The organism is Psychrobacter sp. bablab_jr014 (genome assembly GCF_016464015.1).
Taxonomy (GTDB): Bacteria; Pseudomonadota; Gammaproteobacteria; order Pseudomonadales; family Moraxellaceae; genus Psychrobacter.
Map to the genome: position 1 here is coordinate 283,738 of NZ_JACDXT010000019.1, position 14,523 is coordinate 298,260.

Genomic DNA, 14,523 nt, shown 5'->3' on the forward strand with positions numbered 1-14,523 from the left:
TTATTCCTGATTTGCTTGTGAGTTATTTGCCGCTCGGTTTTGCTCAGCGCTCACCAGCTCTCTGACAGCGGTAGCGCTATCACACGCCAAGGCTTTGTGCACCAGCTGTTGGCAGTTGGCAAAGTTCAGCGTGCGTATCTGAGCTTTAGCCAGAGGAATGCTGGTGTTTGACATGCTTAGTTCATCCACACCCAGTCCCACCAGCACGGGCACTGCCAAGGCATCCGCCGCCAGCTCACCGCACACACCCACCCATTTTCCATGAGCGTGTGCAGCTTTCACAGTTTGGTCTATCAGCATTAGCACACTGGGGTGCAGTCCATCCGCTTCTGCCGAGAGTAGGGGATGACCACGGTCTATCGCCATGGTGTATTGGGTCAAGTCATTCGTACCAATGCTAAAGAAGTCCACTTCTTTAGCCAGTATTGGCGCAAGCAATGCCGCAGCAGGCACTTCAACCATAATCCCCACTTGCAAATTTTCACATGGGTAGCTGACCAACAGCTCATCCAAGATGGCTTTGGCAGCCCGCCATTCTTCCAGCCGCCCAACCATTGGAAACATAATGCGCAATGGGCGATTATCTGAGGCTTTCAGCAATGCCGTCAGCTGTTGACGCAGCAACTCAGGACGACGCAAGGTCAAACGAATGCCCCGTAGTCCTAAAAATGGGTTTTCTTCACTGGGCACAGGCAGGTAGGGCAATGGCTTATCGCCACCCACATCCAAGGTACGCACCACCAAAGGGCGTCCGGCAAGCGTGTCTAACACGTGGCGGTAGTCTGCCTCTTGCGTTTGCTCATTGGGTGCACTGGCATGCGCCATAAACACCAGCTCAGTACGCAACAGCCCAATCGCTTCTGCACCGGCGCTCACTGCGTCACGGACTGCTTGAATCTTACCAATGTTCGCCGCCACCTCAACCTGATGCGCATCTGTTGTGATGGTAGGGTCTTGGCTAGATTTTTCTGCAATAAGGCGCAATTGCTGCTGGCGAGCACGCTCTTGTATGGCGTTGTCAATCAGCGCTTGTTCTGGGCTGATGACATATTCACCGTTGTCACCATTTATAAGTACCGTCGTTTGCGTCTCTATGTTTAGCACTGCCTCACCAGCACCAACCACCGCAGGAATGGCAAGTGCCCGAGCCACAATGGCACTGTGTGCGCTTGCCCCACCCACCGCAGTGAGTATGCCCGCCACACGGTCTTTGTTGAGGCGTGCCACATCGCTTGGGCCCACATCATGCATGATTAAAATATATGGCGCGTCAGGCTCTTCGGTTGCTGCCACCCCACACAGTACCGCCAGCACCCGCTCCCCAATGTCTCTTAAGTCAGCCGCTCGTTCAGCCAGCACCTTATCCTTTAGAGCCTCTTGAGCATCGGCAGCCGCCTCTATATGGGCATGCCATGCGGCTGGGGCAGACAGGTCGTGTACCAAATGCTCATTCACCCCTTTCACCAGCTCAGGGTCATCCAGCATCTCTAAATGCGCCTGAAAAATCTGCTGAATCTGCACCGCTTCGGCACTGTCTATGTCATCTTGGATGTGGCGTTTGACTTCAGCCACGGCGTGTTTTAGTTTTTGCGTTTCTTTTTCTACGCCATCCCCCAAGCGCTCATAGCTAAACTGCTTTGGTTTAATCACATGGGCAGGGCCAAATGCCAATCCCGCAGAGGCAGCAATGCCAATGCTTTGATCGTTGCCATCTATGCTACGGGCAAACTCCAGATCAGGCGCTTGTGCCGTGAGTGTGGCTTGCTCATCAACGGGCTCTACCTCTTCACCCAATCCAGACTTCACCGCCTGTACAATTTTAGCCAAACCTTCCACAGCGTCGGTCTCTGGCTGAGCAATAAAGGTCAGCACCTGACCACGTCTGCAACCCAAAGACAAAAGCTTGGTCAGGCTTTTGGCAGAAACATAACTGCCGTCGTCCAGCGCTACCAAAATCTCACCATCATATGCCTTGGTCAGATTCACCAAGTTGGTAGCAGGACGCGCATGCAGTCCATGCGCATTGGCAACCACCACCTTGCGGCTGGGCCAGTCAGGATTCACCTCAGCGCCTATCAGATCAGCAATTTGACGGCGGTCTTGTTGTTGGTTTAATCGTTGAAATTGCTCAGGGTCAAACAAGATATCCATCAGACGATGCAGCTGTGGCATGTCGGTCTTGTCATTATTGGCAATACAGATGAGCGTACCAAAGGGCTGCTCATTATAAGTGACTGGATTTTGCGCCTTAACAATACTGACCGCAGGACTCAGCACGTGGTTGTTACTGGTAATAGACCAGATGTCACCACCTAAGGGTATCAGTTGATTTAAGTTCAACCCCGTTAAAAACCCGCAAGACACTAAGTTTTGTTTTTTGAGCAATTGCGTGCTGTGCCAAAGCAAATCTTCGATGTCGTCGGCTGGCACTTGGGTATCAATCAAATTTTCGTGGAGGGCAAGAGAAGGGGGGCTGGCTTGGAGTAAGTCGATAATTTCTTCAGCAGAGGTTGCTGTTTTTACTTGTTCAGAGATGTCTTCAGACAGCGCACGGGTCAATATCTGTAGCACTTGCAAATGCTCATCAGATTTGGCAGCAATGACCACCGCCAGATACACTTTGTTTTCCCCGTCCCACAAGACACCCTCAGGAAAATGTGCCAAGCGCACGCCAGTTTGTAAGATGTGTTGTCTGGAGTCGGGCGTACCATGGGGTATGGCAATGCCTTGACCCAGATAGGTCGGGCTTTGTTTTTCTCGGTCTTGTAGCCCAGTCAGATACTCTGGTGTCACCAGATTGTCTTCTACCAAAATATTTGCCAGACATTGCAACGCCTGAGATTTATCCGCAGCCTGCTGCTGCATACGCACATGACTTGTCTCTAACGCTAACATAACAAATCCTTGTATAACATCATCAATCACTCTCAAACTAAAAGGCGTCTAATCAAATCAAATCAATGACTAAAACCACCGTCTTAATTGGGTATGGTAAAAATAACAGGGGATTCTACAATAAATTAGACGAAAAATCAGTCAACATGAGACTGAATCTGTATCGAATCGGCAGATGAATATCGCCCAAAACTTGGCGTGTAGATGTTTTTTTATCAAAAAATAATGACAACTTCCTTGTCAGTGCTCAGTGTAGCAAAAAAAATCAAGGAATTTCGACAGAGGTAGAAAAAATTTGCTAGCATTAACAACCAAGAGAGAATACCATTCCCAAAAATCAAGATATCTAATTTATCGAGGAAGAGGAGCGAAGATAGTACAGTCAGTACAGCAAGCGAGTCTGATAAAGGTAGGTTGTTTTTAGGGATTGGTATAATGAAGGTTGAAGCCCACTTTGTCGTGCATACATTTTAAACATAGCTTTAAATGACAAGGTGGTTTTGTAGTAAGCCTAAATAAAAAGCCTAAAACCAAAAGTTAACCTGCGTTTTGATGCGTTATAAATCAGCCACTTAAAAGGAGTGCTACATGTCTTTAAAATGGTCAGACAGTCTTGAGATTGCCATCCAACTGTCAGAAAAATACCCCGACACCGACCCACAATATGTGCGCTTTACCGACTTGCATCGCTGGGTGACTGAGCTCGAAGATTTTGACGATGACCCACAAAAATCAAACGAGCGCATCTTAGAATCGATTCAAATGAACTGGATTGATGAAGCGGACTGATACGTATTAAAACTTTACGCTAGAGCAATAAAAAGCGCCTCAGTTTCCAAAGGCGCTTTTTTTTATACAGTAAAGAATGATTGGTTAAGCCCAATTAGCAATTAATCAAGCAATTAATCCAACAACAAACGCTCCAAAATTCCTTCATAAATTTGTGCCAAGCGCCCAAGGTCGTCCACTTCGATTTTCTCATCGACTTGGTGAATGGTGGCGTTACGTACGCCAAGCTCAACCACTTGCGCGCCCGTTGGGGCAATAAAGCGCCCATCAGACGTACCGCCTGAGGTAGACAATTTGGTTTCTGTGCCTGTTACCGATTTAATCGACTGCTGGCAGGCAGAGACGAGCTTGCCTTCTGGGGTTAAGAACGGCTCGCCTGAGAGTTTCCAATCAATGACGTAGCTGGCATCACTGTCAGCAAAATGCTTATCAAAGATGGCATGTGTCTTTTCTTTGAGTGCGTCTGCCGTATTTTCGGTCGAAAAACGGAAGTTAAACACCACCTCAACGGTTTCAGGAATGACATTGGTCGCGCCTGTGCCGCCATTGATGTTTGAGACTTGTAGTGACGTGGCGGGGAAGTAGTCATTGCCATTGTCCCACGTTGCAGCCGTCAGCTCAGCGAGAGCTGGCAAGAGCGCGTGAATAGGATTGAGTGCCAGATGCGGATAGGCAACGTGACCTTGTTTGCCTGTCACCGTCAATACCGCGCCCAAAGAGCCACGGCGACCATTTTTAATCACATCGCCCAGCGTATCGGTGCTCGATGGCTCGCCGACTAGGCAATAAGTGATTTTCTCAGCGCGCGCTTCTAAGGCTTCAATCACTTTGACCGTACCATTGACCGATGGCCCTTCTTCGTCTGAAGTAATCAGCAGCGCGATAGAGCCATTGTGCTCAGGATGACGCTGGACAAAACGCTCCGCCGCTACGCTAAATGCGGCAATGCCTGTTTTCATATCTGCCGCGCCGCGTCCCCACAGGTAGCCGTCCGCGACGGTCGGCTCAAATGGCGGGTACGTCCAGTTGGCTTCATTGCCCGTTGGCACGACATCGGTGTGCCCTGCAAAGCAAATTACAGGATTGCCTGTGCCACGGCGTGCCCATAGGTTTTTGACCTCGGCGTGCTGTCCTTGCTGCGCTGCGTCGCCAAAGTACATAAATTCGCAATCAAAACCGACGCTGCCCAAACGCGCCGCTAAGACATCTTGGCAACCGATGTCTTCAGGGGTGACAGACGCACGCGCCATCAAGTCTTTACTGAGTGCCAAAGTTGCCGCTTGTGGGCAGTCATCAGGGGTGCTGGCGTGCATTGCCGCAGAATCGGCGTGTTGTTGAGTGGACATATCAAACCTTTTTAATCAAAAACCAAGAAGAAAACATCAATGAACATTAAAAATAAGAAGCACATGAACAATAAAAAAACGTGACGTCACTTACGGCGTATCGTTGACAAAAGGCACCAAACCATCACGGCGCATCCATGTGGCGATAGAGTAGCGCTGACGGTGCGCGGTCTGTACCTGATGCTGCAAATTGCTGTCAAAAATCACCAAGCGATTGGCGACAGGCTTCACTTCATGATGGACGCCATGATTATCGACCACTTCTAGCGCGCCGCCATCGGCATCCGTCCAGTCGTCATTTAAATAAAATACCGCCGAAATAACACGCTCATCGCGCCCCGCAGGGTTGTCACTGTGCCACTGATAGCCAAAGCCAATAGGATAGCAGGCATAATGCGCCTCGCTATGACGTATCCCCGCGAACAAGTAGCGATTGAGCAGAGCGGCTAGGGTATTGATACTGCCCAAATAATAAAAGCCTGCAAAAAAGTCTTGGCTAATCCAGCGGATGCGGTCGCCGCGAATGTCTTTGATTTGAATGCCTGCGGTCAATGCCGCCGCACGGTAATCGACAAAGCCGCTTTCCTCCTGCAATGCCGCCAGCGCCTCAGGTGAAAACACAGCATCCAGTACCGCCCAACCTTGCTGCGTCAAGGCATCGAGCGTCGCGTCATCCAAGCGCGTTTCCCAGTCGACTATAAAGGTTTCGGCAGACAACGCACGCTGCGTTTCGGGAACGAGTTCTAGGTGATCCGTGATGGCAGCGCGGGTCAGTTGTAGATTGCTGGTAATCGTTGTCATGATAGAAAGCGGCCTCTTTACCAAAACCATCGTTATATTTTATCCAGCCTATGCTACCATAGATACAATTTTTCTGACTTTAAACTTTTATACTTATGAACTATCAACACGCCTACCACGCTGGTAACTTCGCTGACGTGGTCAAACACATTTTATTGGTACAACTGCTCAACCAAATGAGCCAAAAAAACAAGCCCTATTACGTGCTTGATGCCTATGGCGGGCGTGGATTGTATTCTCTAAGCAGCGTCGAAGCGCGCAAAACAGGCGAAGCCAAAGGCGGTATCGAAGCCTTGTTGCAAGCCGACACCGAAAGAGCGCCACAAGCGGTCAAAGACTATATTGACGGCGTCAAACAAGCCAAAAAGACGTATGACAAAAACGTCTATCCTGGCTCGCCATGGTGGATTGCCGACCATATTGCCAAGCATCCAGACGTTGGCATTCGCGGCGAAGCCTTTGAAGCCAAAGCCAATGAATACGATGCACTAAACTATCAGGTGTATCAGCTGCCGATTGGCATTCATCACCGTAATGCCTACGAAGGCATCCCAGCGGTCGTACCACCAAAAGAGCGCCGTGGTCTGATTATGCTCGATCCGCCGTATGAGCAAGAGCACAAAGACTTTACGCAGCTTGTGGATTTGTTGGTACACACCTATAACAAATGGCCACAAGGGGTCTATGCGCTGTGGTTCCCGATTAAAAACGTCGATGCGGTCGAGCTGTTTTATAAAAAAATGAAGCGTACTGAGATTCGTCGCCAGCTCGTCTGTGAGCTAAACATCTACCCAAATGATGTGGCAGTGGGTCTTAATGGCACAGGCATGCTGATTATTAACCCGCCTTGGCAGTTTGATAACCAAGCCCGCGATATCGTGCGTTTCTTGCAGCCTATCTTAAAAGCCGCGGACGCCCCACAGCTATCGGTAGACAGCGCGACCAATGTACGCTGGCTGGTCGGCGAGTAAGGACTTACCATGACACACGAGCAGCCGCCCACCAATAATACAGGCACTGACCCTAAAGCCGCGCCCACTGCCACCAAGCCGCCATTTACCGATGACAGCGAGCATAACTTGCGCTTGGCAGATACCGACAACTATGACGGTCTGACCTTTGAGGTGATTGAACAAGAAGTGGCAGAAGGCAAGCAAGTGGTCAGTCGCGGCGTCTATCTTGCGCCCAACCTGATTACCACCTTGTCTTTGCTGTCTGGCTTTTTTTCCATCCTTGCCAGTACGCAAGGAGAGTTTTACAAAGCGGCGCTCGCGATTTTCTTATCAGGCATCTTAGATGGCATGGATGGGCGTGTCGCCCGTATGCTAAACGCGCAAAGCCCCTTCGGTGAGCAGTACGACTCGCTCGCCGACATGCTTGCCTTTGGGGTTGCGCCTGCCATCTTGGTCTATAGTTTTGCTTTAGAGCCACTCGGTCGTATTGGTATTGGCTGCGCGTTTGTCTTTACTGCCTGTGCGGCATTTCGTTTGGCACGCTTTAACGTGCAGATTGGGGTTGTCGATAAAAAATATTTCGTTGGTTTAGCCAGTCCATTGGCAGCGATTTTGGTTACCTCCGCTGTGATGGTTGCCGTTGATCACAATGACTGGGTCGGGCAGTTTGACGCGCTTATTATGACCTTGTTTGCCATTTGGATTGTCGTTTGCGGTCTCTTGATGGTCAGTAACGTCAAATACTACAGCTTTAAAGAGTTTGATAAGAAAAAAGTGCCTTTTGTTGCGTTGATTGTTGGCGTACTTGTTATGAGTATCGTACTCTATGACATTCCAGTCGGCATTCTCGCGATTGGTGTCATTTATGCGCTATCAGGTATTGTGACGACAATCAAAGCAAAGATGTAAGCGTAAATATGAACGTTACTGAGATAAAAAAAGGGACTTGCCAATAGGTAAGTCCCTTTTTTTATACGTTATTTATTAAAAAAACAGGATGTTATCAAAAATATTCTACTGTTCGATACCTCTTATCTTCTATGGTAGCCGTCCACCAAATTACTAAGCACAATATAGACTAAAATGAATATTCATATATATGAAAGCTATAAGCGCAAATTGATAGAAGTTTCAAGCTTTATTTATCCATTTTAGATAGTAAAAACATGTTGTTTTATTTCTAATTTGTTGCAGATAAGATTTTTCAAAAAAAGAAGCGTATAGTGCCTGTCAGCTAAAAAGGGTTGCATTTGATGGCTTTATACCCTATAGGCAGCATGGAATACTACTGTGGTAGCCAGATAAAATTTAGTCTCAGAATAAGCCAATCTTAAATATTAACCCCCTTTTTAGTAAAGCAGTTTGCCAATCTTTTCAGTCTTTTAAACCGATAGAAACAGTACATTATGGCTACTGTTTCGTTATTCTGTGCGGCTGTTTCGATTGGGCAGATAGCGTTAAGACCTACTCTATTGATGATTGTTGCAATCTAGTGACCGAATGCACTCTTTGCCGCTTAAAGTTGTCAGCAGTGTTACCCACCACATTTTGATTGGTAACAGTGCTGACATGATGATAGCCAACGCGATAGAGAGTATAAATAAGGTCAAAACTGAACGTCATCTCTTTACTGTCCATGGTAAGCATGTGACAGCCATGGAGTGTTTCTGACATTTAACATGTATTAACAAAACTGACCGAATATAAGGTTAACAAGGCATGACGTTTTTCAAATTACCGATCTGGCTAAAAGCCAACGTAGTGGTATTGATAAGCAGCTTGCTCCTGACCGCCTGTGATAAAGGTGTATTGCATCCTCAAGGTGCAGTTGGCGTGCAAAATAAAGAACTTATCATTGTTACTACTGCCTTGATGTTGATTGTGGTCATACCAGTCATCGTCATGGCGCTCTGGTTTACTTACCGTTATCGCGCGGACAGACCAGATGCTGATAAAGACTTCGACCCGCAGTGGTCACACAACACTTGGATTGAAGTTTTAATGTGGACGATTCCCATTATTATTATTGCAATCCTAGCTGTGATTACTTGGCGAAGTACTCACGCGCTTGACCCTTACAAGCCACTAGAGACTCAAAAAGACAATCCGCCGCTTGAGATTCAAGTGGTGGCACAAAACTGGAAATGGCTGTTTATCTACCCAGAACAAGATATTGCCGTCGTCAATGAGCTTTATTTACCAGTAGACCGTCCAGTTAGCTTCAAAATCACCTCAGATACGGTAATGAACTCGTTCTTCATTCCGAGACTGGGCAGCCAAATTTATGCCATGTCGAGCATGGTGACACAGCTGCATCTGATCGCTAATAAGCCTGGTGTCTATAACGGACTCTCTGCCAACTATAGTGGTCCTGGCTTCTCGGATATGAAATTTTTGGCTCATGCTGTCGATAAGCAAGGGTTCGATAACTGGGTTTCTAAGATTAAAGCGGGAGACAATAAGGTTCTTGATACGGCGGTTTATGAAGAGCTGTCGAAACCTTCAGAAAACCATGCCATCGAATACTTCAAATCGGCACAACCTGGCATGTTTGACTATATCGTCAATCAGTATAGCTCAGAGACACAGCAACAAAATCAGTTTGTAGAGTCTAATGAAGTCAATCAGCGTGATAATCCAAACGCTGTGAATAAGGGCTTGGAGTCTGATCTGAAGGATGACGGCGAAGGTAGCATTAACCCAGCAGCGCCATCAAATAAAGATGATGCGCAAGAAGCTGACGCTCAATAATAGGAAAGCTGATTATGGAAGCAATATTCGGTAAATTGTCCCTTGAGGCAATACCTTACCACGAGCCTATCATTATGGCAGCTGGTGGTATGATGGTCTTGGCTGGGCTAGCGGTTTTAATTTTTCTAACCAAAAAGAAGCTTTGGGGCGTTTTTTGGCGTGATTGGCTGACCTCAGTTGACCATAAAAAAATTGGTATCATGTATATCGTCGTCGCGATTGTAATGCTATTACGCGGCTTTAGTGACGCCATTATGATGCGTACTCATCAGATGCTGGCCAACTATCCTGAGACAGGGTATTTGCCGCCGCATCACTATGATCAGATTTTCACCGCCCACGGCGTGATTATGATTTTCTTTGTTGCCATGCCTCTGGTTGTGGGACTTATGAATGCGATCATACCACTACAGATTGGTGCCCGTGATGTGGCCTTTCCGTTCCTAAACTCACTGTCATTTTGGCTGTTCGTTACAGGTGCCTTGTTGGTCAACGTGTCGCTCGTCATTGGTGACTTTGCGGCAACGGGTTGGTTGGCTTATCCACCGCTGTCAGAGCTGACATACAGTCCAACAGTGGGGGTAGATTATTACATCTGGGCCTTACAGCTGTCAGGATTGGGAACCTTGCTGACGGGTGTCAACTTCTTAGTGACTATTTTAAAGATGCGTGCGCCTGGTATGAAGCTGATGCACATGCCAATTTTTACGTGGTCAGCGCTTTGTACCAACATTTTGATCGTTGCCGCTTTCCCTGTATTAACGGCAACGTTGGCAATGCTAACATTAGACCGCTACCTTGGTATGCACTTCTTTACCAATGATGCTGGCGGCAACGTCATGATGTATATCAATTTGATTTGGATTTGGGGTCACCCAGAGGTCTATATCTTGGTACTGCCTGCTTTTGGTATTTTCTCAGAAGTCATCTCGACCTTCTCGCAGAAAAAACTCTTCGGCTACGTCAGTATGGTCTATGCCTTGATGGTTATTGCCATCTTAAGTTTCATCGTTTGGTTGCATCACTTCTTTACCATGGGTTCAGGCGCGAACGTCAATGCCTTCTTTGGTATTACCACTATGATTATTGCCATACCGACTGGGGTGAAGGTCTTTAACTGGCTCTTTACCATGTATCGAGGCAAGATTGTTTTTGGTACGCCAATTTTATGGACACTTGGCTTTATCATTACCTTTACCATTGGTGGTATGACAGGTGTCATGCTCGCGGTTCCTGGTATTGATTATGTCTTGCATAACAGTCTGTTCTTAATTGCGCATTTCCATAACACCATTATTGGTGGTGCTGTCTTTGGATACTTTGCGGGTATTACCTTTTGGTGGCCAAAAATGTTTGGCTATCGTTTGGACGAAAAGTGGGGCAAACGTGCGTTTTGGAGCTGGCTCATTGGCTTCTTTGTGGCCTTCATGCCGCTGTACGTTTTAGGATTTTTCGGTATGACACGTCGTACCAATCATTATGCCAATGATGTGTGGCAGATTTGGTTGATCGTTGCTGCGGTTGGTGCCTTTATTATTCTATTCGGTATTTTCAGCCAGTTGATGATGTTCTATGTCAGTTATCGCGATCGCGCGCGTCTTGCTGATGTGAGTGGGGATCCTTGGAATGGTCGTACGTTAGAGTGGAGCACGCCATCGCCTGCACCGTTTTATAACTTTGCTCAGCTGCCCGTTATTAACGATCTTGATGCCTTAGCGCATCTTAAAGACAGCGGTTGGACATCAGATAAAGCGCCCGATTACTACAGCCCAATACATATGCCCAAAAATACAGATTCTGGTGTGATTATTGGTTTATTGACGTTCGTCTTTGGTTTTGCTTTTATCTGGCATATCTGGTGGTTGGTCATTGCCTCTTTCTTAGTCATGATTTTCTTTGTGATTCGTGAAGCAAACAAACGTGATATCGATTACATCGTACCCGTTGAGGACATTGAAAAAATTGAAAATGCTTATTATAAGCGTCTTCGTACGGTTCACGCAGGAGACGGATTATGAGTAATACCGAAACTATGAATAAACATGACGTAAATAGTAATTTACCAGACGACAACGGCGAGGAGCTGTTGCCCTCTGATGATCATAACAAAGGCAACATAGATTACTTTAACCACAGTGATCCTCATCATCCAGACCATTTGGATGCGCAGGGAAACAAGGTACTCGGTTTTTTTGTTTACCTAATGACGGATTTGGTTCTGTTTGCAACGTTTTTTGCCGCTTATGCGGTACTCAAGGTTGGCGTAGCCGATGGACCAAGTCCTAAAGACATTTTTGACCTTAAGTTTGTTTTGGTTGAAACGTTCTTGCTACTGATCAGTAGTATTACCTTTGGTTTTGCCATGCTTGGTGCTTATCAAAACAACATGTCAAAGCTTAAGCTGTGGTTGATTATTACGGCGCTATTTGGCATGGGCTTTGTTGGGATGGAGGTTTATGAGTTCCATCATCTCATCGTCGAAGGCTTTGGGCCTGATCGCAGTGCCTTTTTATCGAGCTTCTTTAGTTTGGTAGGTTTGCACGGTATTCACGTCACAGTCGGTATTTGCTGGTTGCTATTTACGTTGTTCCAGTTAAGCAAATTTGGTCTTTCTGAGCGCATGATGACGCGTTTAAGATGCTTAAGTCTGTTCTGGCACTTTTTGGATATCGTGTGGATTTGCGTCTTTTCGCTAGTGTATCTGGTAGGAGTGGCAGTATGAAGAATGAAAATTTACATGCAGCCGAACAGGCGCATGCACATGGCGATGTAAGCCACGGCCAGAGCAGTCACGGTAGTAAAAAGAGCTATATCATCGGCTTTGTATTATCAGTAATCCTGACTATCATTCCTTTTGGACTAGTCATGGGTGAGATGATGTCAGGTACTAGCGTGATTTGGATGATTGCTATCTTTGCTGCGGCACAGGTTGCTGTGCAAGTGTACTTCTTCTTGCATGTGGACTTTAGCCCTGAGCAGCGTAATACACTCTATAGCTTCTTGTTCACCTTGTTTGTGGTGGCGATTGTGATGATTGGTTCATTGTGGATTATGCATAACGCCAACGAAAACATGATGCCTGGCATGGGAAAAATGCAGATGGACATGGGCATGAGAATGCCGACCAATGCCGATGGTACACCAAGATTGGATCGTGAGCTTGAAGGTTTTGAAGATAAATTGGATCTACCAGAGAACTACCAGCCATCTCATCAAGGTGCGCCTGCTGCTACAGCACAAGAAAATCACTCGGACATTGCTGATCATTCAGACATGACCGATATGCAACAGTAAGTTCCTACCTTTCTTATGTGCGCGGCAAGCTTGCGTATATAAGTTATCGCAAATGTCTGATGATGAGCTTTTATAGACTTTTATATATAGGCTCATCATTCCTAAATGGCAATGTTTCACCCATAGGTCTCAGACATTTGAAGATATTAACTGATGGACTATCATGAATAAACTTGCACAGTTAAAACTCGATGTCGCCAAACAACCTCTTGTTCAGGTCATCAAGCCTGGCATTGTGTTTGGTAACGCTATCACCGTCTTGGGTGGCTATTTTTTAGCCGCCAAAGGCAACCCCGATTGGTTGATATTGTTTCAAGCCTTGATTGGGACTTTGACAGTGATAGCGTCTGGTTGTGTAATCAATAACATCATCGATCGTGATATTGACTCGAGAATGCAGCGCACCTGTGACCGTGTTTTAGTGACAGGTGAACTCTCTATTGCTGGCGCCATGCTCTATGCAGCCATACTGCTAGGTATCGGGGTCGTATGTTTGGCCGCTACCACACCATTGGCTTTATACTCAGCGTTGTTTGGTTATGTCGTTTACGTCGGATTTTATAGTCTGTACTTTAAGCGGCACTCCGTTTGGGGAACGTTCATTGGTAGTTTCTCTGGTGCTATTCCGCCAGTGATTGGCTATGCTGCTTTGACGCCGTCTATTGATGGGGTGTATTGGGTACTGTTTGCCATGTTTGCTATTTGGCAAATGCCGCATGCTTATGCCATCGCTGTCTTTCGTAAAAAAGACTACAGCGCGGCGAGTATCCCTGTATTACCAGTCAAACGCTCCTTTAGAACGACGCAGTGGCACATTACGATTAGTATTGCCATTTTCTTAGTCGTGGGCAGTTTGCTCACAGCATTGAACGCAACTGGCTATTGGTATTTGGGCGTCCATCTGCTGTTGTCAGGCTATTGGTTATTTGTTGCCATGAGACCAATCAAGGTCACCAGTCAACAAGACCAAATCCAGCAACAGATTAAGTGGGCGTATAAAGTCTTTGGACTGTCCATTATCATCATGATGACGCTATGCTTAATGATGGCGATTGATTACGTATAAAGTTGCGTAGTAAAAAATACTGTTAACTCATACCACCAAAAGCCACTAACACGAGTAGTGGCTTTTTTTATGTCTATGCTTTTAGTATTAGCATTTTAAAATAGTAGTAGCCTCTTAAAAGTATCGCCAAACCCTGTTTTGCATAACTGTTGTTAAGCCAGTAAAACTATCGAAGTGTATAAACCATTGGAATATCTCTATAATTTGATGTCCGCCAAGGCAGTGAGCAAGACCCTCGAAATAATCCTTGACCCAGTTTTAAATCCGCTTATAATGCGTCCCAGCTGAAAGGGAAGCGGGTTAAGAGAGTAGCCAAGTAAAATATTTGAATAAAATATCAAATGCTACTTGACACACAAAATAAACTCTCTATAATACGCCCCACTGAAGAGGCAAAGCGGCTGTTAAAGAGCTGGTTTGTGAAGTTAGTAAAAAAAGAGTTTGACAGTTTGTGATTTTATGATAGACTAGTCGGCTCACCCATACAGCGAAGCGTATTAGCTTAGTTATAATGGGTAATAAATATTTACTGGACGACAGTGATATTACTTTTTAAAAGCATACTAAAGAACAACTTGTGTGGATTTTTGCTGACACAGAATGTTAGTTATTCAGCCAGTAATGGCAA

The 14,523-nt window shown here is 46.3% G+C and carries 10 protein-coding genes and 1 pseudogene; 8 read left to right on the forward strand and 3 right to left on the reverse strand.

Annotated elements, in window-relative coordinates:
- Entirely contained in the window at positions 1-2,895 is a 2,895-nt protein-coding gene (gene ptsP, locus JIE71_RS06035) for a phosphoenolpyruvate--protein phosphotransferase (protein WP_199507823.1), read from the reverse strand.
- Positions 2,896-3,483: 588 nt separating this feature from the next.
- Between ptsP and iscX the strand changes: the two genes are divergently transcribed.
- A complete protein-coding gene (gene iscX / locus JIE71_RS06040) occupies positions 3,484-3,684 on the forward strand; it encodes a Fe-S cluster assembly protein IscX (RefSeq protein ID WP_199507824.1) in 201 nt (66 codons plus the stop codon).
- A 113-nt stretch (positions 3,685-3,797) separates the two neighbouring features.
- Here iscX and dapE read toward each other — a convergent pair whose 3' ends face one another.
- Positions 3,798-4,997, reverse strand: coding sequence for a succinyl-diaminopimelate desuccinylase (gene dapE, locus JIE71_RS06045; protein WP_199507848.1), 1,200 nt, complete (start codon positions 4,995-4,997; stop codon positions 3,798-3,800).
- Between the two features lie 123 nt (positions 4,998-5,120).
- Entirely contained in the window at positions 5,121-5,831 is a 711-nt protein-coding gene (locus JIE71_RS06050; RefSeq protein WP_199507825.1) for a 2OG-Fe(II) oxygenase, read from the reverse strand.
- Positions 5,832-5,926: 95 nt separating this feature from the next.
- Here JIE71_RS06050 and JIE71_RS06055 point away from each other — a divergent pair, with 95 nt between their 5' ends.
- The 7 genes and pseudogenes from JIE71_RS06055 (at position 5,927) to cyoE (ending at position 13,895) form a co-directional block, all read left to right on the forward strand.
- Positions 5,927-6,802, forward strand: a complete 876-nt coding sequence (locus tag JIE71_RS06055) for a 23S rRNA (adenine(2030)-N(6))-methyltransferase RlmJ (protein ID WP_199507826.1) — start codon at positions 5,927-5,929, stop codon at positions 6,800-6,802.
- 9 nt (positions 6,803-6,811) lie between these two features.
- On the forward strand, positions 6,812-7,693 hold the full coding sequence (gene pssA, locus JIE71_RS06060) for a CDP-diacylglycerol--serine O-phosphatidyltransferase (RefSeq protein ID WP_199507827.1): 882 nt from the start codon (positions 6,812-6,814) through the stop codon (positions 7,691-7,693).
- An 810-nt stretch (positions 7,694-8,503) separates the two neighbouring features.
- Positions 8,504-9,535 (forward strand): ubiquinol oxidase subunit II, encoded by a 1,032-nt coding sequence (gene cyoA, locus JIE71_RS06065; RefSeq protein ID WP_199507828.1) that lies wholly within the window; start codon positions 8,504-8,506, stop codon positions 9,533-9,535.
- Between the two features lie 14 nt (positions 9,536-9,549).
- Positions 9,550-11,553, forward strand: coding sequence for a cytochrome o ubiquinol oxidase subunit I (gene cyoB / locus JIE71_RS06070; protein ID WP_206767401.1), 2,004 nt, complete (start codon positions 9,550-9,552; stop codon positions 11,551-11,553).
- Positions 11,550-12,257: a cytochrome o ubiquinol oxidase subunit III gene (cyoC, locus tag JIE71_RS06075; protein ID WP_228284557.1), complete on the forward strand. Its 708-nt coding sequence runs from the start codon at positions 11,550-11,552 to the stop codon at positions 12,255-12,257. The genes cyoB and cyoC overlap by 4 nt, the downstream gene beginning before the upstream one ends.
- Before the next feature lie 62 nt (positions 12,258-12,319).
- Positions 12,320-12,613, forward strand: a pseudogene (gene cyoD, locus JIE71_RS12415) (cytochrome o ubiquinol oxidase subunit IV); the annotation flags it as partial.
- 379 nt (positions 12,614-12,992) lie between these two features.
- Positions 12,993-13,895: a heme o synthase gene (gene cyoE / locus JIE71_RS06085; RefSeq protein ID WP_199507830.1), complete on the forward strand. Its 903-nt coding sequence runs from the start codon at positions 12,993-12,995 to the stop codon at positions 13,893-13,895.
- Positions 13,896-14,523: the final 628 nt, after the last annotated feature.